The sequence below is a fragment of the Sphingomonas faeni genome, assembly GCF_040407505.1.
In the GTDB taxonomy this organism is placed as follows: domain Bacteria; phylum Pseudomonadota; class Alphaproteobacteria; order Sphingomonadales; family Sphingomonadaceae; genus Sphingomonas; species Sphingomonas faeni_E.
Genome location: NZ_JAPZPQ010000002.1, coordinates 119,833 through 146,315, shown reverse-complemented (window position 1 = coordinate 146,315; position 26,483 = coordinate 119,833). Strand labels below are relative to the sequence as shown.

General features: G+C 67.0%; 21 protein-coding genes. 4 read left to right on the top strand and 17 right to left on the bottom strand.

What is annotated here, in order from left to right; genetic code table 11:
- Positions 1-44 precede the first annotated feature (44 nt).
- Complete coding sequence (locus tag O6X71_RS07190; RefSeq protein ID WP_353465217.1) at positions 45-1,076, top strand: spore coat protein U domain-containing protein; 1,032 nt, start codon at positions 45-47, stop codon at positions 1,074-1,076.
- On the opposite strand, the gene O6X71_RS07185 is transcribed toward O6X71_RS07190, so the two are convergent.
- The 10 genes from O6X71_RS07185 to O6X71_RS07140 form a co-directional block, all read right to left on the bottom strand.
- A complete protein-coding gene (locus O6X71_RS07185) occupies positions 1,077-3,455 on the bottom strand; it encodes a DUF3772 domain-containing protein (protein ID WP_353465216.1) in 2,379 nt (792 codons plus the stop codon).
- A 466-nt stretch (positions 3,456-3,921) separates the two neighbouring features.
- A complete protein-coding gene (locus tag O6X71_RS07180) occupies positions 3,922-6,039 on the bottom strand; it encodes an acetyl/propionyl/methylcrotonyl-CoA carboxylase subunit alpha (RefSeq protein ID WP_353465215.1) in 2,118 nt (705 codons plus the stop codon).
- 49 nt (positions 6,040-6,088) lie between these two features.
- Positions 6,089-6,451 carry a lysozyme inhibitor LprI family protein gene (locus tag O6X71_RS07175; protein ID WP_353465214.1) on the bottom strand — a complete coding sequence of 121 codons (363 nt, stop codon included), beginning with the start codon at positions 6,449-6,451 and terminating at the stop codon, positions 6,089-6,091.
- Positions 6,442-7,503, bottom strand: coding sequence for a biotin synthase BioB (gene bioB, locus O6X71_RS07170; RefSeq protein WP_353465212.1), 1,062 nt, complete (start codon positions 7,501-7,503; stop codon positions 6,442-6,444). Before bioB ends, O6X71_RS07175 begins: the two co-directional genes overlap by 10 nt.
- Complete coding sequence (gene scpA, locus O6X71_RS07165) at positions 7,500-9,770, bottom strand: methylmalonyl-CoA mutase (RefSeq protein WP_353465211.1); 2,271 nt, start codon at positions 9,768-9,770, stop codon at positions 7,500-7,502. The genes bioB and scpA overlap by 4 nt, the downstream gene beginning before the upstream one ends.
- Positions 9,771-9,921: 151 nt before the next feature.
- Entirely contained in the window at positions 9,922-10,707 is a 786-nt protein-coding gene (locus O6X71_RS07160) for an enoyl-CoA hydratase-related protein (RefSeq protein WP_353465210.1), read from the bottom strand.
- 10 nt (positions 10,708-10,717) lie between these two features.
- On the bottom strand, positions 10,718-11,143 hold the full coding sequence (gene mce, locus O6X71_RS07155; protein ID WP_353465209.1) for a methylmalonyl-CoA epimerase: 426 nt from the start codon (positions 11,141-11,143) through the stop codon (positions 10,718-10,720).
- On the bottom strand, positions 11,140-11,646 hold the full coding sequence (locus tag O6X71_RS07150; protein ID WP_353465208.1) for a hypothetical protein: 507 nt from the start codon (positions 11,644-11,646) through the stop codon (positions 11,140-11,142). Before O6X71_RS07150 ends, mce begins: the two co-directional genes overlap by 4 nt.
- Positions 11,647-11,854: 208 nt before the next feature.
- Complete coding sequence (locus O6X71_RS07145; RefSeq protein WP_133020236.1) at positions 11,855-12,139, bottom strand: hypothetical protein; 285 nt, start codon at positions 12,137-12,139, stop codon at positions 11,855-11,857.
- A 59-nt stretch (positions 12,140-12,198) separates the two neighbouring features.
- Complete coding sequence (locus tag O6X71_RS07140) at positions 12,199-13,725, bottom strand: acyl-CoA carboxylase subunit beta (RefSeq protein WP_121905054.1); 1,527 nt, start codon at positions 13,723-13,725, stop codon at positions 12,199-12,201.
- Between the two features lie 100 nt (positions 13,726-13,825).
- On the opposite strand from O6X71_RS07140, the gene O6X71_RS07135 reads away from it, so the two are divergent.
- Positions 13,826-15,220, top strand: a complete 1,395-nt coding sequence (locus tag O6X71_RS07135; protein WP_353465207.1) for a helix-turn-helix domain-containing protein — start codon at positions 13,826-13,828, stop codon at positions 15,218-15,220.
- Between the two features lie 131 nt (positions 15,221-15,351).
- Here the strand turns inward: O6X71_RS07135 and O6X71_RS07130 are convergent, their stop codons facing one another.
- The 6 genes from O6X71_RS07130 to O6X71_RS07105 form a co-directional block, all read right to left on the bottom strand.
- Positions 15,352-16,704: an ammonium transporter gene (locus O6X71_RS07130; protein WP_353465206.1), complete on the bottom strand. Its 1,353-nt coding sequence runs from the start codon at positions 16,702-16,704 to the stop codon at positions 15,352-15,354.
- Positions 16,705-16,727: 23 nt separating this feature from the next.
- Complete coding sequence (locus tag O6X71_RS07125; RefSeq protein ID WP_056053652.1) at positions 16,728-17,066, bottom strand: P-II family nitrogen regulator; 339 nt, start codon at positions 17,064-17,066, stop codon at positions 16,728-16,730.
- A 273-nt stretch (positions 17,067-17,339) separates the two neighbouring features.
- A complete protein-coding gene (gene purH / locus O6X71_RS07120; protein ID WP_353465205.1) occupies positions 17,340-18,902 on the bottom strand; it encodes a bifunctional phosphoribosylaminoimidazolecarboxamide formyltransferase/IMP cyclohydrolase in 1,563 nt (520 codons plus the stop codon).
- Positions 18,903-19,151: 249 nt separating this feature from the next.
- A complete protein-coding gene (locus tag O6X71_RS07115; RefSeq protein WP_353465204.1) occupies positions 19,152-20,867 on the bottom strand; it encodes a heparinase II/III family protein in 1,716 nt (571 codons plus the stop codon).
- 17 nt (positions 20,868-20,884) lie between these two features.
- Positions 20,885-21,541, bottom strand: coding sequence for a ribulose-phosphate 3-epimerase (gene rpe, locus O6X71_RS07110; RefSeq protein WP_353465202.1), 657 nt, complete (start codon positions 21,539-21,541; stop codon positions 20,885-20,887).
- Positions 21,542-21,714: 173 nt separating this feature from the next.
- Positions 21,715-23,004, bottom strand: coding sequence for an RsmB/NOP family class I SAM-dependent RNA methyltransferase (locus O6X71_RS07105; protein WP_353465201.1), 1,290 nt, complete (start codon positions 23,002-23,004; stop codon positions 21,715-21,717).
- Positions 23,005-23,110: 106 nt separating this feature from the next.
- Here O6X71_RS07105 and O6X71_RS07100 point away from each other — a divergent pair, with 106 nt between their 5' ends.
- On the top strand, positions 23,111-23,269 hold the full coding sequence (locus O6X71_RS07100; protein ID WP_107963485.1) for a DUF1674 domain-containing protein: 159 nt from the start codon (positions 23,111-23,113) through the stop codon (positions 23,267-23,269).
- A gap of 21 nt (positions 23,270-23,290) precedes the next feature.
- Here the strand turns inward: O6X71_RS07100 and O6X71_RS07095 are convergent, their stop codons facing one another.
- Positions 23,291-23,704 carry an acyl-CoA thioesterase gene (locus O6X71_RS07095; protein ID WP_056064733.1) on the bottom strand — a complete coding sequence of 138 codons (414 nt, stop codon included), beginning with the start codon at positions 23,702-23,704 and terminating at the stop codon, positions 23,291-23,293.
- 181 nt (positions 23,705-23,885) lie between these two features.
- Here O6X71_RS07095 and clpB point away from each other — a divergent pair, with 181 nt between their 5' ends.
- A complete protein-coding gene (gene clpB, locus O6X71_RS07090) occupies positions 23,886-26,465 on the top strand; it encodes an ATP-dependent chaperone ClpB (RefSeq protein ID WP_353465200.1) in 2,580 nt (859 codons plus the stop codon).
- Positions 26,466-26,483: the final 18 nt, after the last annotated feature.

The window sequence follows — 26,483 nt, the reverse complement described above, 5'->3', positions numbered from 1 at the left end:
CACAAAGGGGCGAGACGTTGCCGACCGCAGTGATGAGAATCGTGATGGCAGCTGCGGCGTCGGTGGCGGCGATCACCGTGCCGGGGACCGCCTGGGCTGCCTGCGGTGTCGCGAAGACCTCTTCCGCCGATGTCGGTACCTTCTCGCCGGCCGCGCTCTATTCGACCGACACGGTGCCGTCGGCGATGCCCTACGTCGCGACCACCGAGTCGTTCGGCTGCGCCAACACCACGCTGCTGGCGCTGATGTCGAACGATTCGCTGGTCGCGACCGTCAAGGCGGGTACGGTCCTGACGCTGAAGTCCGGCACGTCGACCGCTACCTACCTGTTGGCGGCGGACCAAAGCGGCCAGTATCCGCTCGTTCCGGGCACGCCGCGCACGCTCGTCAACGGCACCGGCTTGGCGCTGCTCAGCAACGGGCGCGCTGCCGTGCCGATCTACCTGAAGGCGCGGAGCACGACCAGCCTGGCACCCGGTGTCTATACCGGCAGTTTCGAGGTGAAGTGGGACTGGTCGTTCTGCACGCTGCTCGGGCTGGACGCGCTTGGGCTCGTGAATATTTGCTTGAACCGCGATAGCGGCAGCGCCAGCGGGACCGTCGCCGTCACCATGACCGTCGCCGAAAAGGGCGCGATCGTCTCCGTCTCGCAGCGGACCACATGGGAAGCGTCCGCATCGACCAACAACCCCAAGGCCATCCCCGGCTCGAAATTGCGGATCATGATGCGGATCGAGAATCCCGACATCGTGCCGCTCGACCTCAATACGCTCGCCGTGACGCTGCCCACCCCCGCCGGGCTGCGCATCGCGCTCGACGGGGACGGCACGGGCAACGGCCCGGTCGTGCGGGGTGACGATACCACCGGCACGACCGGGTTGCGGTTCAGCTATGTGTCGCCATCGGACGGCGGCGACGACGTCGATTTCGCCACCGGCAGCAACGTCTGGGGCTACACCCCGGTCGCCGGCGATGCGACGACGCAAGGGCTGGTCACCGCGGTAAAGTTCAATCCGAAGGGCAAGATGGCCGCCGGCACCGCCTACACGATCTCGATTCCCTATTCGGTCAAATGATCAGGCCGGCACGTCGGTAGCAGGCGAAGCAGGCATGCCGCCGACGATCTCCATCTTGGTCGCGGTCGAGCCGACCTCGATCCCGGCCTCGCGGAACTGGCGGAGCAGCGTGAACAGCAGTTCGCTGCGCATCGGATAGGCATCGCGCGGGCTCGCGACGTACGCGAAACAGTTGAACTTGGCGCGGCCGGCGTCGATCGAGTCGATGAACACCTTGGGCTCGGGATCGTCGAGCACCTCGTGCTTCTCCGCGAACGCCGCGAACAGCATCGTCCGCACCGCATCGAGATCCTCCTCGAGCGGCACCGAGAATTGCAGCTGGATCCGGCCGATCGGTGCGGCCAGCGTCATGTTCTGGATCGTCTTGGTGATCAGCTCGGAATTCGGCACGATCAGCGTCGAGCGGTCCGCCACCTGGATCTCGGTCGAGCGGACGTTGATGCGCTTCACGTCGCCCTCCATGTTGCCGATCCGGACGAGGTCGCCGATCTTGACCGGGCGCTCGGCGAGGAGGATCAGCCCGGAGACGAAGTTCTGCGTGATCGCCTGGAGGCCGAAGCCGATCCCGACCGACAGCGCACCGAGCACCACGGCGAGCTTCTCCATGCCGATCCCGAGCGCGCCGAGCGCCCACAGCACCGCGGCGATGATCCCGGCGTAACGCGCGACCATCATCACCGAATTCTGCGCGCCGGCATCCATCGCGGTGGTCGGCAGATAGCTGTTTACCAGCCAGTGCTGCAGCCCGCGCATGATCGCGAGCGCGACGAACAGCACCGCGATCGAGCGCAGCACCGCGCCCGGCGAGATCGTGACCTGGCCGATCGTCACGCCGTTCGCGACCGTGCCGAACAGCTCGAACGCAGAGCCGACGCCCGCCCCGAACGGCGCCATCACCGCGCCGACCGCGAGCAGGATCAGCAACAGCCGGAGCACCGCGGACAACAGCACGCCGATCTGGTCGACGGTCTTGTTGTCGACCCCGAACCCGCTGTTCGCCGACCGGCCGAGCCGGTTGCCACTCGACAGCAACGTCCGGCACGCGTCGTCGGTGAAGGTCATCATCAGGTACAAGGTCGCCCCGACGATCGCGCCCCACAGCAGCCACGTCGCGACCTTGAACGCGAAGTTCACATAGCCGATCAGCCCGGCGATCAGCGTGACGACCAGGACCAGCCAGACCAGCGTCGCGACGATCGCGAGCAGCGTGTTGCGGGCGGGTTTCGTCGGGTCGGGCAGCGCGGCGGCGCGGAGCCGTCCGAGCGTCACGAGGATCGCGCCGAGCAGGACGATATGGAGCAGCGCGACGACCGCGTTGGCGGCGCTCGATGCAGGTGCGCTGATGCCGATCAGCATGTTGGTCGCGATCAGCAACTGGCCGAAGAAGATCAGCCCGGCGGCCATCCAGGTGTACGGGCGCAGCGCCTGTGCGGCCGGGTCGCCGATCGGCAGCAACCGCCATGTGGACTGGCCGCGCAGCAGGAGCGCGCCGCCGAGCGACGACACGAACGCGCAGAACCATGTGATCCCGACGAAGAGCGCCCCGAACCGGCTCCAGGCGGGCGACACGAGGCCGGCCCAGCGCAGCGACGCGACGATCGCCCAGGCGGCAAGGCCGGGTAGCGCGGTGCCGATCACGACCAGCCACAGCGCGTATGCCGAGCGGCGCAGGCGACCGCCGGGCGCGTGGTTGGTCGCGTACCGCCGGCCGACGCCGTGCAGCCAGCGTCGTAGCGGCACGATCAGCACCAGCGCGGTTAGGATTCCGATGAGCAGACCGGTGCCGGCGCGCATGTCGAACCGCGTACCGAACTGGCGAATCTCGACATTGGCGAACCGCATCATGCGCGCGGTGTCGCGCGGCAGGTGATCGACGATCGCGGCCCACAATGTTGGCGACAACGGCGAGCCGGTGTTCTCGGACAGTTGTTGGCCGAGTTCCTCCGCCTCGGCAGCACCGATGTCGTCGATCTGCTGCTTGGCCTCGATGCCGATGAGGCGCGCGCGCTTGATCGCCGAGTCGATCGCGGACTGGCTCTGCGCGAGGAGCTTGCGTTGCTGGCGGATCTCGGGCGCTTCGACGACGCCGGGGGTGGCGGCACCGAGTTCCGCGACGCGCGCCTGGACGAGCGCCATCTCGGGGGTGAGCGTGCGGACGGCGTCGGCGGCGGTGGTCTGCACGGTTTGCGCGCGGGTCCGGAGGGCTTGCCGCGCCTTGTCGTCGCGCGCGGCGGGCGTGGCGTCGTCGATCGCCTGGAGCTCGGCAGAGGCCTGGGTAAGGCTCGCTGCGACGGTCGCGACCTTGGGCTCGTCCTGCGCGATTGCGGGGAGCGCGGTGGCTAGAAGGAGGAGCGCGGCGAGGTAACGGAGGATGGTCATCCGGGGTGTTGTACAGCGATGGGGCTGGAAACGGGAGGGGGCGGCGGAATCACAGGATTGGGATGCCTGCCGTTCCGAGCCTCCAAACCACCCCGGCGAAGGCCGGGGCCCAATTGGAGGCCGATAATGATCGAGGTCAGCGCTCCGTTACGATGACCTTTCCAATTGGGCCCCGGCCTCCGCCGGGGTGGTAACACTGTTGGAACGCGACCCCGAGAATACAGCCGTACCCTCATCTCCTTGTTCTCCCGCGAAGGCGGGAGCCCAGTCTGGTCCCCGCCTTCGCGGGGAAACAAGAAGTGCGGTCCGCTGCGCCAGGATCAATAGGAACGCGCACCCTTCCCCACTCCGTCACCCCGGCGGAGGCCGGGGCCCACCGCCCCGCAGACTCAATTCTATCGAGTGTGCGGAACGGTGGATGCCGGAACGAGTCCGGCATACCGGGCGGGACGAGTGAAGCGCTAACTCAGTCGAGTTCGAGGATCACCTGATCCACTGCGAGGCTATCCCCGGTCTTCGCAGCAACCGACTTCACCGTCCCCGTCTTCTCGGCGCGCAGGATGTTCTCCATCTTCATCGCCTCGACCACCGCGAGCGGCTGCCCCGCCTCGACCTTGTCGCCCGCAGCCACATCGAGCCGCACCAGCAGCCCCGGCATCGGGCAGATCAGGAACTTCGACAGATCGGGCGCGACCTTCTCGATCAGATGCGCGGTGTACGGCGCGACGCGGGCGGGAAGCACGCGGGCGACGTGGCTAGCCCCTCGCGCGGTAAGCTTGAAGCCGGCGCGGGCCTTGGCGATGCGGATCGTGAGGTGTTCGTCGCCATCTGTCCCATGACCGTCGGCGACCACCATGCGGTCGCCCGGCGTATATTCGAGCGCCAGGTCGAGGTCTTCGCCATCAACCATGATGCCGTCGGTCGAGACCGTCACCGCGTGGTCGGTCTTGTCGATCGTCACCGACCAGTCGGCGGGCGGGCGGAGGCGCTTGCCGAGCTGGCCGTCGATCCGGCGTGCGCGGTCGGCTTCTGCCGTGGCCGCGAAGGCTGCGACGGCGGCGAGCGTCTTCAGCAATTCGGCGTCGGCGGGGGCGCCGTGGAAGCCTTCGGGATATTCCTCTGCGATGAAGCCAGTGGTGAGCGCGCCCGACTGGAAGCGCGGGTGCTGCATGATCGCCGAGAGGAAATCGATGTTGTTGCCCGGCCCCTCCAGCTCGAACGCGTCGAGCGCGGCGATCTGCGCGGCGATCGCGCCGCCGCGGGTGGGTGCCCAGGTGACGAGCTTGGCGATCATCGGGTCGTAGAAGATGCTGACCTCGCCGCCCTCGCGCACGCCGTCGTCGACACGGACTCTCGCTTCCCCCCCTCCCTCAAGCGGGAGGGGGCTGGGGGGTGGGCTCGCACCGTCCTCGAATGCTGCCGTTGCGTTGGAGGAAAGCGCGTGCCCACCCCCGGCCCCTCCCGCTTGCGGGAGGGGGGACGTTTCGGGCGGGTTGTACCGTACCAAGCGACCGATGCTCGGCAGGAACCCGCGATACGGGTCCTCCGCATATACGCGGTTCTCGATCGCCCAGCCGTTGAGCTTCACCTCGTCCTGCGTGAACCCGAGCGGTTCGCCAGCCGCCACGCGGATCATCAGTTCGACGAGATCGAGCCCGGTGATCTCCTCGGTCACGGGATGCTCGACCTGAAGCCGGGTGTTCATCTCGAGGAAGTAGAACCCCTCCCCCGTCGTATCCGCACCCGAGACGATCAGCTCGACCGTGCCCGCCGAAAAATACCCCACCGCCTGCGCCAGCGCGACCGCCTGCTCGCCCATGGCTTTCCGCATCTTCGGCGTCACGAACGGCGACGGCGCCTCCTCGACGACCTTTTGGTGCCGCCGCTGGATTGAGCATTCGCGCTCGTTGAGGTAGACGATGTTGCCGTGCTGGTCGCCGATCAGCTGGATCTCGATATGGCGGGGGGATTCGATGAACTTCTCGATGAACACGCGGTCGTCGCCAAAGCTGGCGAGCCCCTCGCGCTTGGTCGCCTCGAAGCCTTCGCGGACGTCCTGCTCGCTGTAGGCGAGCCGCATGCCCTTGCCGCCGCCGCCGGCCGATGCCTTCATCATCACCGGATAGCCGATGCCCGACGCGATCTCGACCGCGTGGTCGGTGCTGTCGATCTCGCCGAGATAGCCCGGGACGACGTTCACGCCCGCGGCCTTGGCGAGCTTCTTCGATTCGATCTTGTCGCCCATCGCGGCGATGGCCTTGGGAGGAGGTCCGACGAAGGCGATCCCGGCCTCGGCGCAGGCCAGCGCGAAACTCTCGCGTTCGGAGAGGAAGCCGTAGCCGGGGTGAATACAGTCCGCGCCGGTTTCCTTGGCCGCGAGCAGGATCAGCTCGGCCTTGAGATAGCTTTCGGCGGCGGGTGCAGGCCCGAGCCTCACGCTTTCGTCGGCCATCAGCACGTGCGGCGCACGCGCGTCGGCATCGGAATAGACTGCGACGGTCTTGATGCCCATCGCCTTGGCGGTCCGCATGACGCGGCATGCGATCTCGCCCCGATTGGCGACCAGGATTTTCTTGAACATCACTCGCCCTAATCTGTGCCGTCTTGCCGGACGCGGTCCGGGTGCGGACTGGTTATTGGTACCAAATCATCGTCTTGAGCTGCTTCGTGCGGGCCTGCGTCAGGTCGGTCCTACACCCCGCGATCGTCATGCCCTGTGCCGAACCGCCGGCATATTGCCCGCCTTCGATCACGCATTGCGTATCGCGGAACTTGAGCCACGCACGCTGGCTCTCCAGCAGCGCGGCCGCATAGCCGAACCCGCCGCCGCGCGACCCGTCCTGCGCGTCGCGACCCTTCATGTAGGCGTAGGTCCGCTTCCACTGCGCAGCCATCGCCGCATCCGCCCGCGCGTAACTCGTACTGGCGGAAGCGTTCATCGTCGCCTGCGATTGCATCGGAGCAGCCGCAGTCATCAGAAGCGCGATCAGCAGCATGTCTTGGCCTCCCGCATCGGCTCGGGGCCGACCATCGGTTTCATCCCCAGCTTCGCCAGCAGTGTCGCATCGGCGCTGTCGCCGGCGTTGCCGGTGGTCAGCAGCTTGTCGCCGGTGAAGATCGAGTTCGCGCCCGCCATGAAACAGAGCGCCTGCGTCGCCTCCGACATACTCTCGCGCCCCGCTGACAGGCGCACCATGCTCAGCGGCATCGTGATCCGCGCGACGGCGACCGTCCGGACGAACTCGATGTCGTCGATCTGCGCCATCGGCGTGCCGGCGAGCATGTCGCCTAGCGGCGTGCCCTTGACCGGGACCAGCGCGTTGACCGGCACGCTCTCGGGGTGGCGCGGCAGCGTGGCGAGCGCGTGGACGAAGCCGACGCGGTCGCTGCGCGTCTCGCCCATCCCGACGATCCCGCCGCAGCAGACCGAGATCCCTGCGTCACGCACGTTCGCCAGCGTCTCCAGCCGATCGCCGAAGGTGCGCGTGGTGATGACGTTGCCGTAATTCTCGGGCGAGGTGTCGATGTTGTGGTTGTAGTAATCGAGGCCGGCGTCGGCGAGCTGCTTGGCCTGATCCGCGTCGAGCATGCCGAGCGTCATGCACGTCTCGAGCCCCATCGCGCGGACGCCTTCGACCATCGCCACGACCTTCGGCATGTCGCGCGGCTTCGGGTTGCGCCAGGCGGCGCCCATGCAGAAACGCTGCGATCCGGCGGCCTTGGCCTGCGCCGCGTCGGCGAGGACGGCGTCGACGTCCATCAGCTTTTCCGCCTTCAGGCCGGAGTCGGACGAGGCGGACTGCGAGCAATAGCCGCAATCCTCGGGACAACCGCCGGTCTTGATCGACAACAAAGTGCAGAGCTGGACCTCGCCGATCGCGTGGTGCGCGCGGTGGACGGTCTGCGCGCGGAACATGAGTTCGTCGAACGGGAGGTCGAACAGCGCGGCGATTTCCGGACGGGTCCAGTCGGTGCGGGAAACGGGAGCATCGCGCACCAGGCTCGGAGCCACTGCATGGGCGAGAGTACGGAGGAGGGTATCGGTCATTCGGCGGCTTCCTCTTGCGGGGCCATGTTGTGGCCGAGGAGTTTCAACACGTCCTCGGCGGCCTGGATCAGGTTGGTGCCGGGTCCAAAGATCGCCTGGACCCCGGCATCGCGCAGCGCCTGATAGTCCTGTGCGGGGATAACGCCACCCGCGATCACCTTGATATCGGCGCGGCCCGCCTCGCGGAGGTAGCCGATCAGCTCGGGGATCAGCGTCTTGTGGCCGGCGGCGAGTGACGAGGCACCGACGATGTCGACGTCCTTTTCGAGCGCGAGCGCGGCGGCTTCGGCCGGGGTCTGGAACAGCGGGCCTGGCACGATCTCGAAGCCGAGGTCGCCGAACATCGACGAGACGAGGTTGGCGCCGCGGTCGTGGCCGTCCTGACCCATCTTGGCGACGAGCATGCGGGGTTTGCGGCCCATCCGGCGCTCGGTGGCCTCGACGCCATCGGTGAGGCGGGTCCAGCGGGCGTCGTCCTCGTACGCGCCGCCGTAGATGCCGGAGACGGGGGTGGGTTGCGTGCCGTAGCGGCCGAACACGTCCTCCATCGCGGAGGAGATTTCGCCGAGCGTGGCGCGGGCGCGGGCGCATTCGACGGCGAGGGCGAGGAGGTTGTGCTCAAATCCTCCCCGTTCCGAGGAGGTGGCGGCCGCAGGCTGACGGAGGGGGGCTTCCTCAGGCGTATCCGTTTGTGGGACGCCCCCTCCACCAGCCGTTGGCTGGTCCCCCTCCCCGTTCCGGGGAGGAATTCGCGCGCCTTCACGGAGGGCATCTAGGGCGGCTTGGCACTTCGCCTCGTCGCGGGTGGCCTTGACCCGCTCGATCCGTTCGATCTGGCCAGCCCTCACCGCGACGTTATCCACGTCGAGAATCTCGATCGCGTCCTGTTCGGCGAGCTTGTACTTGTTGACGCCGACGATGACGTCCTCGCCGCGATCGACGCGCGCCTGGCGTCCGGCCGCGGCTTCCTCGATCATTGCCTTGGGCCAGCCCGCCGCGACTGCCTTCGCCATGCCGCCTTCGGACTGGATCCGCTCGATCAGGCTCCATGCGCCGTCGACCAGCGACTGCGTCAGGCTCTCGATATAATAGCTGCCGCCGAGCGGATCGACGACCTTGGTCATCCCCGTCTCTTCCTGGATCACGATCTGCGTGTTGCGCGCGATCCGTGCCGAGAAGTCGGTCGGCAGCGCGATCGCCTCGTCGAGCGCGTTGGTGTGGAGCGACTGCGTGCCGCCCAGCATCGCCGCCATCGCCTCGATCGTCGTGCGCATGACGTTGTTGTACGGATCCTGCTCGGTGAGCGAGACGCCGCTGGTCTGGCAATGCGTACGCAGCATCTTCGAGCGCTCGTCCTGCGCGCCGAGCTGCGTCATCGCGCGATGCCAGAGGACGCGGGCGGCGCGGAGCTTGGCGATCTCCATGAAGAAGTTCATGCCGATCGCGAAGAAGAAGCTCAGCCGCCCGGCGAACTTGTCGATATCGAGCCCGCTCGCGACGCCGTATTTCACATATTCCATGCCGTCGGCGATCGTGAAGGCGAGCTCGTGGAGCTGCGTCGCTCCCGCTTCCTGCATGTGATAGCCGCTGATCGAGATGCTGTTGAACTTGGGCATCTCACGCGACGTGTAGCCGAAGATGTCCGAGATGATCCGCATGCTCGGCTCGGGCGGGTAGATGTACGTGTTGCGGACCATGAACTCCTTGAGGATGTCGTTCTGGATGGTCCCGTCGAGCAGCTTTCGGTCGACGCCCTGCTCCTCGCCGGCGACGATGAAGAAGGCGAGGATCGGGATCACGGCGCCGTTCATCGTCATGCTGACCGACATCTTGTCGAGCGGGATGCCGTCGAAGAGGATCTTCATGTCCTCGACCGAATCGATCGCGACGCCTGCCTTGCCGACGTCGCCGGTGACGCGGGGGTGGTCGCTGTCGTAGCCGCGGTGGGTGGCGAGATCGAACGCTACCGACAGGCCCTTCTGGCCGGCGGCGAGGTTGCGGCGGTAGAACGCGTTCGAGGCTTCGGCGGTGGAGAAGCCGGCATATTGGCGGATGGTCCAGGGGCGGCCCGCGTACATCGACGCGCGGACGCCGCGGGTGAAGGGGGCGAAACCTGGGAGGCCTGGGTCGGTGGTAACGTCTTCGGCAATGTAGAGCGGTTTGACGTCGATGCCTTCTGGGGTCGGCCAGGTGAGGTCGGCGCCCTTTACTTCCTTGGCGGCGAGCGCCTGCCAGTCGGCGAGATTGGGGTTCGGTTTGTCAGTCATGCGGAGAACACCACCCCGGCGAAGGCCGGGGCCCAATTGGAAAGGTTGCTGTAAAGGAGAGTTGCACCGGCCAAAGAGCCGTTGCCCAATTGGGCCCCGGCCTTCGCCGGGGTGGTGGTTAGAAACGCCACGGTGGTGTTGGAGGCGGAGGTCACTTGCCCGTGAACACCGGCTTGCGCTTTTCGAGGAAAGCACGGCCGCCCTCCATCGAATCCGCCGACCCCCGCGCGTCACGCTGGTTCGCCGCCTCGGCCTGCATCGCGGTCGCGTAATCCGTCTCGTACGCCGCGGTAATCGCCCGCCGCATCAGCCCGAGCGCAACCGTCGGCATCGCCGCAAGCCGCTCGGCCAGCGCAAACGCCTCGGCATCCAGCGCAGCGTCGGCGACGACCTTGTGGACCATCCCCCAGTCGAGCGCCTTCGCCGCCGGAACCCGCTCACCGAGCATCATCATTTCCGTTGCCCGCGCGCGCCCGATCAAGCGAGGCAGCATCCACGACGCGCCGCCGTCCGGCACCAGCCCGATATTGACGAACGCCTGGAGGAAATACGCCGTCTCGCTACCCACACAGAAATCGGCGGCGAGCGCGAGGCTGCAGCCGATCCCCGCCGCCGGGCCGCGCACTGCGCTCACCACCGGCACCGACAGGTCGGCGATCGCCATCATCGTCGGATTGTAGCTGCCGGTCAGCGCCGCGAACGTCGCCTCGCCCGGATTGTCCGAACCAAGCGCGCCGCCGCCGACATCCGCCCCCGAACAGAACGCACGCCCTGCGCCCGCGATCAGTACCGCCCGCGCCCCATCCAGATCGCCCAGCGCCGCGCGCAATTCCTCGAACATCGCCGGCGGTGCGGCGTTCAGCCGGTCGGGCCGGTTGAGCGTCAGTACCAGCACGTCGCCGCGCCGTTCGCTCAGGATATGCTCGTACGCGGCCATCAGATCTCTCCTAGTGCGCGCCGGTATCGCCCGGCGTCTCCATCAACTCGACCAGCATGCCGCCGAAGTCCTTCGGGTGCACGAACACGATCGGCGTGCCATGCGCCCCGATCCGCGGTTCGCCCAGCACGGTCGCGCCTTTCGCCTTCAGGTCGGCGACCGCGGCGGCGATATCGGCGACCTCGAAGCAGACATGATGCTGCCCGCCTGCCGGGTTCTTGCGCAGGAAGCCGGCGATCGGCGAACTCTCGTCATACGGCTCGATCAGCTCGATCTGCGTATTCGGCGCATCGATGAAGCACACCTTCACGCCCTGCGCGGGCAAGTTGAACGGCTCGCCGATCGCGGTCGCGCCGAGCAGCAGGCGATACGTCTCGACCGACTTCGCGATCGACGGCGTCGCAACTCCGACATGATTGAGGCGGCCGAGCGTCATTGGGCATCCTTCGGTGGTGGCGGTGCAACCGGGACGACACCCAGCGTGTAACCGCACGCACCGAGCACCTGCCGGATCATCGCATCGCCGGCCGGCGCGACGAAGTTCGCCTGCACTGCGAAGTTAGCGCCGTTGGTGGTCTCGACCCGTACCGTCTTCGACTTCACGAGAAAAGTCGTCAGCCTGGTGATCGCTTCAGGATCAGTGACGTAGGTGCCGGTGCCCGGAAACTGCCAGTTGTAATTGAACGCAGGCCCGCCGTCGAACCGCACCGCGACAGGCTTGTCCGGCCCCTGCCCGAGCGGTTGGGGCTGGATGAACTGGATCGACACGATGGGCTCGGACGCGACGTCGCACTTTACGACGAAGCGCGACAGACCGTCATTGCCGGTGACCGACGCGGAGATGCTGCGCACGCCCGCCTGATTGGTGCGATCTGCGAGCTTCCAGGTTGGTGCAGGTGCCGCCACGGCTGCGGCTTGAAGCAGAAGAAACGCGATCATCCCTCAATCCTCCGCTGCTGGGCCGCCGCCATTGCGGCACCTTCGATCACCCCCTCCAAGCGAGACACTCGATCGCGGAGATCACCATGCGCGCCGGCAAGACCGGCAAGTCGCCCGCCAAGCTGGGCCACGTCCCGATCAAGGCCATCCAGCTGATCCTTCAGCGTCAGGATCGTCTTGAAAACGCCGAATGCTTTCTCACCCGCACTCACGGTCTTTCGCCCGCCAGCACCGCATCGACCACAGCGCAGGTGCGCGCGATATTCTCACGCATCGACTGGATGGACATCTTCATGTCGTCGACAGCGGCCTCGATCTCCGGTGCGAGAAACGCCAATGCCGCTTCCTCGTCGCGCGACGCCGGTGCGGCAATGTACCGCGTTGTCGCTTCACGCACGACGCGGCCGACGGACATGCCGCTGTTCGCCGCGAACGCATCGAGCGCTGCCTTGTGATCGGGCGTAGTCAGAAACGTCACGCGTTCGGTCTGCATGTCACGACTCCTTCGCATAACATGATAATGTGCTTATCATCATGCAACAAGCCGCCGGATCACAACGGGATGTTGTCATGCTTCTTCCACGGATTCTCCAGCGCCTTGCCGCGAAGTTTCCGTAGGCCGAGCGCGATGCGGCGGCGGGTCGAGTGGGGCTGGATGACCTCGTCGATAAAGCCCTTCGACGCGGCGACGAACGGGTTGGCGAAGCGCGCCTCGTATTCCGCGGTGCGTTCGGCGATCTCTTCGGGCGTCTTGCCGCGGAAGATGATCTCGACCGCGCCCTTGGCTCCCATCACCGCGATCTCGGCGGTCGGCCATGCATAGTTGAGGTCGCCGCGCAGGTGCTTCGATGCCATCACGTCGTACGCGCCGCCATACGCTTTCCGCGTGATGACGGTGATTTTCGGCACGGTCGCCTCAGCATAGGCGAACAGCAGTTTCGCGCCGTGCTTGATGATGCCGTTATGCTCTTGGGCGGTGCCAGGCAGGAAGCCGGGGACGTCGACGAAGGTCACGATCGGGATCTCGAACGCGTCGCAGAAGCGCACGAACCGCGCCGCCTTCTTCGACGAATTGATGTCGAGCACGCCCGCGAGCACCATCGGCTGGTTCGCGACGAAGCCGACCGTGCGGCCTTCGATGCGGCCGAAGCCGGTGATGATGTTGGCGGCATGCGCCGGCTGCGTCTCGAAGAAATCGCCTTCGTCGACCGTCTTCCGGATCAGCTCGTGCATGTCGTAAGGCTGGTTCGCCGACGCCGGGATCAGCGTGTCGAGGCTCTCCTCGATCCGGTCCCATTCGTCCGCCGTCGGACGCTCGGGCACGCCGTCCCGGTTCGACGCAGGCAGGAAGTCGAAGAAGTCGCGTGCGGCGAGCAAAGCCTCGATGTCGTTCTCGAACGCGTTGTCGGCGACCGACGTCTTGGTGGTGTGCGTCACGGCGCCGCCGAGCGCTTCCTGCGTCACAACCTCGTTGGTCACCGTCTTGACCACGTCGGGGCCGGTGACGAACATGTAGCTCGAATCCTTCACCATGAAGATGAAGTCGGTCATCGCGGGGGAGTAGACCGCGCCGCCCGCGCACGGCCCCATGATCAGCGAAAGCTGCGGCACGACACCGGATGCAAGCGCGTTGCGCTGGAACACCTCGGCATAGCCGCCGAGCGAGGCGACGCCCTCCTGGATGCGTGCACCGCCGCTGTCGTTGAGGCCAATGATCGGTGCGCCGACCTTCATCGCGCTGTCCATCACCTTGCAAATCTTCTGCGCGTGACGTTCGCTGAGCGACCCGCCGAATACGGTGAAATCCTGGCTGAAGACGAACACGAGGCGGCCGTTGATCGTGCCCGAGCCGGTGACCACGCCGTCGCCGGGGATCACCTGGTCCTGCATGCCGAAATCGACGCAATTGTGCTCGACGTACATGTCGAGTTCCTCGAACGATCCCTCGTCCAGCAGCACGTCAAGGCGCTCCCTCGCGGTGAGCTTACCCTTGGCGTGCTGCGCTGCGATCCGCTTGAGGCCCCCGCCGACTCTGGCGGCTTCGCGGCGGCGTTCAAGCTCTTCGATCGTGGATGACATCGTCTCTCCGTCCTGCTGACTGCCTTCACAGAGCGGGATGCGATGCGCAAATGCAATGTTGCAAACTTGTCCGAGGCATGTTTGCAAACTAGGCGGGGATATGACTTTGCCCGCTCGTCGCCTCTTCGTCGGACACCGCCTGCGCGACCTGCGCCGCGTTCTTGGAATTAGCCAGGCCGCGATGGCCGTGCGGATCGGGTTGTCCGTCAGCTATCTCTCGCAGATCGAGAATGGCGACCGCCCGGTGACCGAGGGCGTACTGATCACGCTCGCGCGCGAGTTTCCGGCGGATTGGGGGAGCATCGACGCGGCGGACGACACCGCGTTGCTGATCGCGACGCTGGAGGCGGTGTCGGATACGAGTGTGGAGGCACCTGCGCTCGACGAGACGGCGGTGCGGCGAGCGGTGAAGCACCAGCCTCTGTTGGCGCAGCGCCTCGTCGCGATGCACGACGCGTACCGGCGGGCGCAGGAGCAGTTGCGCGCGCTCGACGATCGGCTGGTGGCGGGATCGGGCGCGCCGGGGTTGCTGCCGTGGGAGGACGTGCGCGACTGGTTTCATGCGGCAGGCAATTATGTCGATGCGCTCGATCGGCGGGCGGAGGAGATCGGCGAGACGCTGGGGGCGGATCGGATTGCGGCGTTGGAGGCTCGGCTGGCGGCGCGCGGCGTGTCGGTCGCGATCTCGGGCGCGCTCGCTGCACCTTTGCGCGACTATGACGGCGCAACGTTGCGGCTCGACGGGTCGCAGCCGGGCGAGACGACCCTGTTCTCGCTCGCGCACCAGGTTGCGCGGCACGAGTTCGGCGACGTCATCGGGGGGATCGTCGCGGCGTCGGAGATGGCGTCCGAAACGGCGCGCGCGCTGCTGACCGCGGGGCTGACCAATTATGCGGCGGGGGCGATCGTCATGCCCTATACGCGCTTTCGGACGGAGGCGCGGAGCGTCCGCCATGACATCGACCGGTTGCGGCGGATCTTCGGGACGAGCTTCGAGCAGACGTGTCACCGGCTCTCGACGTTGCAGCGCCCCGGGGCGCTCGGCATCCCGTTCTTCTTCTGCCGGGTCGACATGGCGGGGAACATCACCAAACGGCACTCCGCCACCCGGTTGCAGTTCGCGCGGTTCGGGGGCGCGTGTCCGTTGTGGATCGTCCACGAGGCGGTGGCGATCCCGGACCGGATCCTGACGCAGCTGATCGAAACGACCGACGGGATCCGCTACGTCTCGATGGCGAAGGGGCTGGTGAAACCGTCCGAGACGTACACGCGGCCGGCGCGGCGCTATGCGGTGGCGCTCGGGTGCGAAGAGGCGAACGCGTCGGAGTTCATCTATGCCGATGCGCTAGGCACCGGAGGCATCGCGACGCCGATCGGGACGTCATGCCGAATCTGCCTGCGCACCGACTGCGACCAGCGCGCGTTCCCGCCAGCCGCCAGCGAGATACGCGTCGATCCCGACCGCCGCGGCGCTGTGCCCTACGAGGTGGTTTAGCCCCCCCCTTCTGAACTCGATCGAAGTACCACTTCGATCGACATAAAAAAGGCCCGGTGTGTTTCCACACCGGGCTAAGGTTGTCCGCAGGAGGAACGTCGTGGGTGCGGGCTCGACTGGCCCGCTACCGATCAGTTGTAGGCGCGCTCGCCGTGTTCGCCGATGTCGAGACCCTCGTGCTCGACTTCCGGCGATACCCGCAGGCCGGTGACGGCCTTGGCGACGTAGATCGCGATCGTGGTGCCGATCGTGGCCCAGATGATCGTCACGATCACCGCCTGGAGCTGCACGAAGAGCTTGGCGCCCATCGCATAGTCCGCAGCGCCAGGGCCGCCGAGTGACGGGGCGTAGACCACCGCGGTGCCGATCGCGCCGATCATGCCGCCGATGCCGTGGATCCCGAAGGCATCGAGCGAGTCGTCGTAGCCGAGCATCGGCTTGAGCTTCGACACTGCCATGAAGCAGACGAGCGAGGCGATCGCGCCGAGGACGATGGCGCCGAACGGGCCGGAGTTGCCGGCAGCAGGCGTGACGGCGACGAGACCGGCAACGATACCCGAGCAGAAGCCCAAAGCCGAACCCTTGTGACCCGAGAGCTTCTCGGCAAGCATCCAGAACAAAGCAGCCGACGCGGTGGCGACGAAGGTGTTGAGCATCGCGAGCGCCGCAGACCCGTTCGCCTCGAGCGCCGAGCCGGCGTTGAAGCCGAACCAGCCGACCCAGAGCAGCCCGGTGCCGATGCCGGTCATGACCAGCGAGTGCGGTGCCATCGGCTCCTTCGGATAGCCGATGCGCTTGCCGAGAATCAGGGCGGCGACCAGCGCCGAGACGCCGGCGTTGATGTGGACCACGGTGCCGCCAGCGAAGTCGAGTGCGCCTGCCTTGAAGAAATAGCCGCTCGATGCCCACACCATGTGCGCTACGGGCAAGTAGACGATCGTCAGCCAGACCAGGCCGAACACCATCACCGCCGAGAACTTCATGCGCTCGACGACCGAGCCCAGGACAAGCGCGACGGTGATCGCGGCGAAGGTCATCTGGAAACAGATGAAGACATATTCGGGGATCTCTACACCGGCCGTGAAGGTCGCTGCCTGCGATGCGGGCGTGACGCCGGCCAGGAACAGCTTGCCGAAGCCGCCGATGAAGTTGCTGAGCAGCGCGCTGCCATTGTCGCTGCCGAGTGCCAGCGAATAGCCCCACATCACCCAGACGAGCATCGCGAGCGCCGCGACGGCACCGATCTGCGTCATGGTCGACAGCATGTTCTTCGACCGTGTGAGGCCGCCGTAGAACAGCGCGAGACCGGGCAGGATCATCATCAGGACGAGGATCGTCGAGGTCATCATCCAGGCGGTGTCGCCCTTGTTCACGGTAGCGACCACGGGCGCCACCACCGGTGCGGCTGCGGCTTGTGCCCAGGCGGGTGCGGCGGCGATCATCGCTGCTCCGAACCCTAGCGCCGCGACGGCGGATGTCTTCATATCAAGCTTCATTTCGTCCCCCCTCAGAGCGCTGAATCGTCGGTTTCGCCGGTGCGGATCCGCACCGCCTGGCCGACGTCGAGCACGAAGATCTTGCCGTCGCCGATCGCGCCGGTGTTCGCCGACGCCTGGATCGCCTCGACCACGCGGTCGGACAGGCTGGCGGCGCAGACCACCTCGATCTTGATCTTCGGCACCATGTTGGTGCTGTATTCGGCCCCGCGATAGATCTCGGTCTGGCCCTTCTGACGGCCGAACCCCTTGACCTCGGTGACCGTCATGCCCGCCACGCCGATCGTGGTGAGCGCTTCGCGCACCTCGTCGAGCTTGAACGGCTTGATGATGGCAATGACGAGTTTCATCGCGCCCCTTCCCCTTGTTACGGGAGTCGCCTCGCAATGTGCGTGCCAGTTGCGGTGTGGAGGGGTGGGGGGTGCTCGGGGAGCGGGCAGCGGGGGTTTTGGGGTTAAAACTTGTGCAGTGCGGTGCGGGTGCCTGTTTTATGTGCAACCTCTACACCTTCGTCATTCCCGCGAAGGCGGGAACCCATACCGGCTAGCTTCAGCGATTATCGCCAGCCTTTGCCAGTAGGGTCCCCGCCTTCGCGGGGATGACCGTAGTGGTGAGGGTCGAACTCAGTGGCGGAAGTGGCGCATGCCGGTGAAGACCATCGCGAGGCCGGCCTCGTCCGCTGCCGCGATGACGTCGGCGTCGCGGATCGAGCCGCCGGGCTGGATCACCGCGGTCGCGCCGGCTTCCACCGCCGCCAGCAACCCGTCGGCGAACGGGAAGAACGCATCCGACGCGACCGCCGAGCCGATCGTGCGCGGGGTGGACCAGCCGGCCTTCTCCGCCGCGTCCTTCGCCTTCCACGCGGCGATGCGCGCGGATTCGAGGCGGTTCATCTGGCCGGCGCCGATGCCGGCGGTGCTGCCGTCCTTGGCGTAGACGATCGCGTTGGACTTGGTGTGCTTGGCCACCGTCCAGGCGAAGCGGCAGTCGAGGAGTTCCTGCTCGGTCGGCTGGCGCTTGGTGACGACCTTCAACTCGCCAGGCGTCCCGTTGTCGCGACCCTGGACGAGCCAGCCGCCGGCGATCGACTTGGCCGTCAAGCCGGCGCGCGCGGGATCTGGGAGGTCGCCGGTGAGCAGCAGGCGGAGGTTCTTCTTGGCGGCGAACAGCGCGATCGCTTCCTCGTCGGCATCGGGGGCGACGACGACTTCGGTGAAGATGCCGGTGATTGCGCGCGCAGTCTCTGCGTCGAGCGTGCGGTTGACGGCGATGATGCCGCCGAATGCCGACACCGTGTCGCAGGCGAACGCCGCAGCATAGGCGTCGGCGAGCGTGGTGCCGGTCGCGACGCCGCAGGGGTTGGCGTGCTTGACGATCACGACCGAGGGCGCGGCGTCGCGGAATTCGGCGATCAGTTCGAGCGCGGCGTCGGCGTCGTTGAGGTTGTTGTAGCTGAGCGCCTTGCCTTGGAGTTGGCGGGCCTGGCCGATGCCGCGGACCGAGCCGGTTGCCGTATAGAAGGCGGCGGACTGGTGCGGGTTCTCGCCGTAGCGGAGCGTGTCGCCGCGCTTGAGCGTGATCGGCAGGGTGGCGGGGAATTCCTCGGCTTGGTCGACGGTGCCGAACCACGTTGCGATCGCCGAATCATAGGCGGCGGTGGTGGCGAAAGCCTTGGCGGCGAGCTTCTTGCGGTCGTCGAGCGTGGTGGTGCCGCCCGAGACGAGCGCATAGTCGGCGGGGTCGGTGACGATCGCGACATAGGCGTGGTTCTTGGCGGCAGAGCGCACCATGCTGGGGCCGCCGATGTCGATGTTCTCGATCACGGTGTCGCGGTCGGCGCCCTTCGCGACGGTCGCCTCGAACGGGTAGAGGTTGACGATCACGAGGTCGATCGCGCCGATCTTGTGCTCGGCCATCGAGGCGGCATGGCCGGCGTCGTCGCGGACCGCGAGCAGGCCGCCATGGACCATCGGGTGGAGCGTCTTGACGCGGCCGTCCATCATTTCGGGGAAGCCGGTGAGTTCGCTGACGTCGCGGACTTCGAGGCCGGCGGCGCGAAGGGCGGTGGCGGTGCCGCCGGTCGAGACGAGTTCGACGCCGTGGCTGGCCAGCGCCTTGCCGAGATCGACGATCCCGGTCTTGTCGGAAACGGACAGGAGCGCGCGCTTGATCGGGATGCTGGTCATGAGGGGTCTTTCGTCGGGGGGTCGCCGTGCGGCGGTGCCTTAGCGTCGGTTGACGTTGGGGAATAGGGGGCGGGGAAAGCAGAGGGCGCGTTGAAGGTAGCGGTCCATCATTTCCCGTCATCCTGACGAAAGTCAGGACCCAGAGCCACGAAGGCAGTCGTTTGGTATCCTGGGTCCTGACTTTCGTCAGGATGACGGAGGTGGGTTGGAGAGCGTGAGTCTTAGAACTGCACGCGGGCAGACGTTAGGTCAGGCCTTTTTCAGCGCCCAGCTAACGCTCGCGCCGCCGGCTGCAGCTTCGCCGGTGATCATCAGCTGCTGCGTCGCGACCGGGCGGCCGTCGGCGTCGATCCAGACGCTGTCCTCGACCACCAGCGCGCCGCCGCGGCAGCGGAACTGCCACAGGGGACCGCCGGGGAGGCGGAGGATCGCGCCGAGGCCGTCCGCGGTGGGGGAGACTTGCACCCCCTCCCCCAAATGGAAGCGGATCGCGAACAGCGACAACCCCGCCCGGCGCTTGCGGCCTTGCGGTAACAGCGCGTCCTCGCCGCGGAGTTCGCGGCCGTCGCCGGTCAGCATCAGCTGGCGGCGGTGGAGGAAGCCCCAGCGGCGGACATAGCCGTCGTGGCTCGCCTCGATCCGGCTGGCGGCGTCCGATTCCTGGCGGCTCAGTTCGACTTCGCCGACGCCGCGGCCGAGCGTGCCGTCGGCTAGGATCGCGGTCGAATTGCTGTCGGCGATCGTCAGCGTCGAATGCGCGGCGGTCGAGCGCAAACCCTCGACCATCGCGGGCGGGAGCTGCGCGATGCCGGCGCGGGCGCCGCCGCAATTGACGACGATGCGTGCCGGGCCGTCGGAGAATTCGAACGCGAGCGTCGAGGCGCAGCCGCCTTCGACGAGACGCGCGATCGGCGGCGGGGCGGCATCGACGATCAACACCGCGGTGCCGGCGGCGAGGCGTTGATAGCCCCAATCGCGGGCTTGGCGGAGCGGGCGGGTGCGGACGCCGCTGGCTTCGATGACCGCGGCGACCTGCGTTTCGCTGGCGGGGCCACCGCCCTGCCAGCTCGACAGGCCGCGATCGGCGTGCGCGACGCCGAGCAGTGCCGCGACCATCCGCGTGAGCGTGACCGCGACCGTCTCGGGCAATTCGGCGCTGCGCGCGGCGTAGCTTTCCTGGAGGAGCGTGAGCAGCTGGATCGAATCGAGCAGCATCGCCGGGCTGCGCGAGACCGAGCCGCCGTCGTCGAACAGGCCGGTGCCGAGCGCGCGGAGCAAGCCTGCCTCACCAAATGCCTGCCGCGGTTCGCCGCCGGGGATGAGGAGTCCAGCCGCGACGACACCGCACCACGCGGCGATGCGCGGCGCACCGGCCGGCGCCTTGTCGGCGGTGCGATCGAGGTGGAGGGCGCCCTTTGCGAGCGCGTTGAGCACCTTCGAGCGGTAGATCTGGTCGGAGGACGACAGGATCAGCGGCGCATGCGCGGTCCAGGCGAGGATGCGACGGCCCCACATGTCGGGGCGCCATGCGATCCCTCCCTGGGTGTCGGCGTGCGCGGTCAGCCAAAGCCCCATGAGGTATTCGGCGATCGGAGCGCCCCGCGCGCGGGTCGCGACGGTCGAGAGGTCGCGTAGCCACGCGAAACTGTGGAGATATTCGCCGAACGGTTTGGGCAGCGGTTTCGAAAGATCGAGCGTCTCGATGTCGCGCGCTTCGCCGCGGAACGAGAGCACGCCTTCGAGGAGCATATGTCCGCGGGGGATGTCACCAAGGATTGGATCTTCGGGGACCGCGATCAGCTTCAGCGGGTAGCGGCCCTTGAGGCGCAGCGTGTGGAGCGGGGTGCGCCACGTCAGGCGGTGGAAGCGCTCCGCCAGCCGGTCGGCGAGCGACAACCCCTTGTCGCCGCCGAGACGGATCAGGCGGCGGCCTTCGTCGATCCCGTCGGGGGCGGGATCGGTCACGGGATCACGCGAACCGTTCACCCCCGCAACGCGGCGATGTTGGCGGCGTAGTGGTCGGGGCCGCCGCGGAACACCGAGGTGCCCGCGACCAGCGCGTCGGCGCCGGCCTCGATGCAGCGCTTGGCCCACTCGGGATCGACGCCGCCATCGACTTCGAGATCGATCGCGCGGCCGCTCTTTTCGATCATCGTGCGGATCGCCGAGATCTTCTTGAGCTGGCTGGGGATGAAGCTCTGGCCGCCGAAGCCCGGGTTGACGCTCATCACCAGCACGAGGTCGACCATGTCCATGAGGTAGTCGAGCATCTTCGCTGGCGTGCCGGGGCAGATCACGACGCCCGCGCGCTTGCCGAGGCTCTTGATGTGCTGGAGCGAGCGGTGGATGTGCGGGCCGGCTTCGTAGTGCACGGTGATGCAGTCGGCGCCGGCCTCCGCGAACGCGTCGAGATAGGCGTCGACGGGCGAGATCATCAGGTGGACGTCGAACGGCTTGGTGGTGACGCCGCGGACCGACTTCATGACCGCGGGGCCGAACGAGATGTTGGGGACGAAATGGCCGTCCATCACGTCGATATGGATCCAGTCGGCGCCGGCCGCGTCGATGGCGCGGACTTCCTCGCCGAGTTTGGAGAAGTCGGCGGAGAGGATCGAGGGGGCGATGCGGACGGGTTGCATGGGATTGTCCTAGCGCGGGATTCGTGCGGTGCGAAGTCCCTGTCGATCCTCCCCCGCAAGGGGGAGGTGGCACCGCAGGTGACGGAGGGGGAGGAACACGCAACCTGAGTTGTCGCCCCCTCCCCCTCCGTCTGGCGAGTGCCAGCCACCTCCCCCTTGCGGGGGAGGATCAGTTAGGCGCGCTTGAGGCGGGTGATGAAGAAGCCGTCGCAGCCGCCCTGGTCGGCGAGCATGCCGGGGAGCGTGCGGATCGTGCCCGCTTCCGTGGGCGTGATGCCGGCGGGGAGTTCGGACTGGTCTACCGGGGCGATCGTGTAATCGCTGCGCGCCGCGAGGAACGCGTCGAGTTGCGCTTCGCCTTCCGACGGTTCGAGCGAGCAGGTGGCGTAGACGAGCGTACCGCCTGGCTTCACCCAGTCCGCCGCCCTGGCGAAGATGCGCGCCTGCAACGCCGCGGTCTCGGCGATGATCGAGGGGCGGACGCGGTGGAGGACGTCGGGGTGGCGGCGGAAGATACCCGTAGCACTGCACGGCGCATCGATCAGGATCGCGTCGGCGGGCTCGGCGGGGGCCCATTCGAGGATGTCGGCGTTGACGACCTCGGCCTTCAGGTGCGTGCGGTAGAGGTTTTCGCGCAGGCGCTTGATCCGGCTCTGCGAATTGTCGACCGAGGTGACGGTCCAGCCCGCGCTCGCGAGTTGCAGCGTCTTGCCGCCGGGCGCCGCGCAGAGATCGAGGACGTGGCCGCCACCTTCTGACGGGGCCTTCCCCAGCAACCGCGCGGGGAGCGAGGCGGCGATGTCCTGCACCCACCAGGCGCCGTCGCCGAACCCGGCCATGTCGGGGACCGAATCATGATCACCCAGGCGCAGATGCCCGGGCATGAAGCTTTCGCCGCCGAGCTTCTCGCGCCAGCCTTCGGTCTCGGACGGGTCCGCGATCGTCAGGTCGAGCGGCGGCACCTGCGCGATCGCGCGGCCGGCGGCGTCGACCATCTCCTCGCCCCACGCCGCTTCCCAGCGCAGTTCGACGGGGGCCGGCAAGGTCGGCACTTCGGGAAGCAGCATGTTGGCGCGGAACAGCGTGCCGAACACGCCGTGGACGAGTTTGCGCGGGCCGCCGTCGACCAGCGGCAACACCGTCGAGATCGCGGCGTGCGAGGGGGTGCCGAGGATCAGCACCTGGACCAGCGCGATCCGCAGCGCCATCCGCGCCTTGGCATCGTCGGGGAGGTTGGTCTTGGTGACCGAATCGATCATCGCGTCGAGATCGGGGAGGCGGCGCAGCGTCTCGGCGGCGATCGCATGCGCGAGGCCGCGGTCGGGGCCGTGGATCGCGCGCGTGGCGGCCGGCAAGGCGGATTCGAGCGACTCGCCGCGACGCAGGACGGCGTCGAGCAGGCGGAGTGCGGCGCGGCGGGTGGGGACGCCGAGCGGCTCGGGGGCGTGGGTATAGTCGGGCATATGAAGGTCCTTCGCGTTCGGTTTGTCGCGCTGCTGTTATGGCAAAGCGGCGCGGCAGGGCCCATGTGGCGGTTACGACGCCAACACACAAATCCGGAGAGCCGCGATGGGCCAGCGCCCCGACCATGTGAAGCCACCCGAATATCTCGCGAAGAATACGCCGGTCCCGAAACCCGAGGCGATCGTGCCCGACAAGGATCCCGAGCCGCGCGATCCGACGCGCTATGGCGATTGGGAGCTGAAGGGCATGGCGATCGATTTCTGAGGACCGATCGTCCCAGGCGTATCAGTCCTTAGGGTCGGTCTTCGGGAAGAAATGCTCGACGACGCTGTTCGCCAGCCGCGACGGGCGCAGCGTCTCGGCATCGAGACAGCACCAGCTCGACTTCACCTCGGCCAGGACGTCCTCGCCGCGCTTGATGATCGTCTCGTAGAACGCGCGCGCGCCCTGGACCTTCTCTAGCAACACCGTCGCGATGACGTCGTCGTCGAGGAACGCCGGTTTCCGATACGTGATCTCGTGCTTGAGCGCGACCCAGAGGTGCCCGGCCACCGCCTCGGCGGGCGCGAGACGCTGCCAATGGTCGATCACCGCGGCCTGTACCCACTTCAGATAGTTCGCGTTGTTGACGTGACCCATGAAGTCGATGTCGGCCGGCTCGATGCCGATGGCGTAGGTATGGGGGAGCGCTGTGGACACGCGCTGCATATAGCATGCGAACCTGAACATAGCGATGACGGCGGCGCTTCGATACCGACAATAAACGCTATTCCGGATGCCTCGCGCTCGCCCTAGCATCCGACCTGCGCCCGCCTCTTGTGTTGCCCAAATACAACACCATCTTTCGGCCAACGCCGAACCAATCCCACAGGAATTCGTCATGAACATCGACAAATTCACCGACCGCGCGAAGGGCTTCCTGCAATCCGCGCAGACCGTCGCGATCCGCATGAACCACCAGCGGATCGCCCCCGAACATCTGCTGAAGGCACTGCTGGAGGACGAGCAGGGCATGGCCGCCGGGCTGATCGCGGCCGCGGGCGGCGACGCCAAGCGTGCGACGTCCGAGACCGATCTCGCGCTCGCGAAGATTCCCGTCGTGTCGGGCTCGGGCGCGCAGACTACGCCGGGGATCGACAACGATGCGGTGCGCGTGCTCGACCAAGCCGAGCAGATCGCGAGCAAGGCGGGCGACAGCTTCGTCACCGTCGAGCGCCTGCTGGTTGCGCTAGCGCTGTCGCTCAATACTGCCGCGGGAAAAGCACTAAAGGCCGGCGGCGTGACGCCTGAGGGGTTGAACACCGCAATCAACGGCCTGCGGCAGGGTCGGTCCGCCGACACCGCGGGCGCCGAGGACCGCTATGATGCGCTGAAGAAATTCGCGCGCGACCTCACCCAGGCTGCGCGTGACGGCAAGCTCGACCCCGTGATCGGCCGAGACGAGGAGATTCGTCGCACGATCCAGATCCTCGCGCGTCGCACCAAGAACAACCCCGCGCTGATCGGTGAACCCGGCGTCGGGAAAACGGCGATCGCCGAAGGGCTGGCGCTCCGGATCGCCAATGGCGACGTGCCCGACACGCTGAAGGATCGCCGGCTGATGTCGCTCGATCTCGGCTCGCTGATCGCGGGTGCCAAATATCGCGGCGAGTTCGAGGAGCGGCTGAAGGGTGTGCTCGACGAGGTGAAGGCCGCCGAGGGCGACATCATCCTGTTCATCGACGAGATGCACCAGCTGATCGGCGCGGGTAAATCCGAGGGTGCGATGGACGCGGGCAACCTGCTGAAACCCGCGCTGGCACGCGGCGAACTCCATTGCGTCGGCGCGACCACGCTCGACGAATACCGCAAGTATGTCGAGAAGGACCCGGCGTTGCAGCGGCGGTTCCAGCCGGTGATGGTCGGCGAACCGACCGTCGAGGACACGATCTCGATCCTGCGCGGGCTGAAGGAGAAGTACGAACTCCATCACGGCGTGCGGATCACCGACGGCGCGATCGTCGCCGCCTCGACGCTGTCGAACCGCTACATCACCGACCGCTTCCTGCCCGACAAGGCGATCGACCTGATGGACGAAGCGGCAAGCCGAATCCGCATGGAGGTGGAATCGAAGCCCGAGGCGATCGAGAACCTCGACCGGCGGATCATCCAGCTCAAGATCGAGCGCGAGGCGTTGAAGCGCGAGACCGACGACGCGTCGGTGGACCGGCTCGACACGCTGGAGGGCGAACTCGTCAATTTGGAGGAGCAGTCCGCCGAACTGACGACGCGCTGGAAGGGCGAGAAGGACAAGATCAACGCCGAGGCGCGGCTGAAGGAACAGCTCGATGCCGCGCGGCTGGAGCTGGAGCAGGCGCAACGCTCAGGTGACTTGGCGAAGGCAGGCGAGCTTTCCTACGGGACGATCCCGGGGTTGCAGCGCCAGCTCGACGAGGCGGCGGGGGCGACCAAGGGCGCGATGCTGCGTGAGGAAGTGACCGCGGACGACATCGCCGGCGTGGTCAGCCGCTGGACCGGCATTCCGGTCGAACGGATGCTCCAGGGCGAGCGCGACAAATTGCTCGCGATGGAAGCGACGATTGGCAAGCGCGTGATCGGCCAGGCGCATGCGGTGAAAGCCGTCTCGACTGCAGTCCGCCGCGCGCGGGCGGGGTTGCAGGATCCCAACCGGCCGCTCGGCTCATTCCTGTTTCTCGGACCGACCGGCGTCGGCAAGACCGAGCTGACCAAGGCGCTGGCCGAATTCCTGTTCGACGATCCATCGGCGATGGTCCGCATCGACATGAGCGAGTTCATGGAGAAGCACGCGGTCGCGCGGCTGATCGGCGCGCCTCCGGGCTATGTCGGATACGAGGAAGGCGGCGTGCTGACCGAGGCGGTGCGGCGGCGTCCGTACCAGGTGATCCTGTTCGACGAGGTCGAGAAGGCGCACGGCGACGTGTTTAACGTGCTGTTGCAGGTGCTCGACGACGGGCGGCTGACCGACGGCCAGGGGCGCACGGTGGACTTCAGCAACACGCTGATCATCCTGACGAGCAACCTCGGCAGCCAGTATCTGGCGAACATGGGCGAAGGCGACGACGTGTCGTCGGTCGAGCCGCAGGTGATGGAGATCGTCCGGTCGCACTTCCGGCCGGAGTTCCTCAACCGGCTCGACGAGGTGATCCTGTTCCACCGCCTCGGCCAGTCGCACATGGCACCGATCGTGGATATCCAGGTGAGCCGTGTCGACAAGCTGCTGGCGGATCGCAAGATCGTGCTGGACCTGACCGACGCCGCGCGCGCGTGGCTGGGTCGGGTCGGCTACGACCCGGTGTACGGCGCGCGGCCGTTGAAGCGTGCAGTCCAGCGCTATCTGCAGGACCCACTCGCCGACATGATCCTGCGCGGCGAGGTGAAGGACGGATCGACGGTGAAGGTCGACGAGGGTGACGGCAAGCTGGTGCTTCGGGTCGCCTAACAAAAAAAGGGCCGCTCC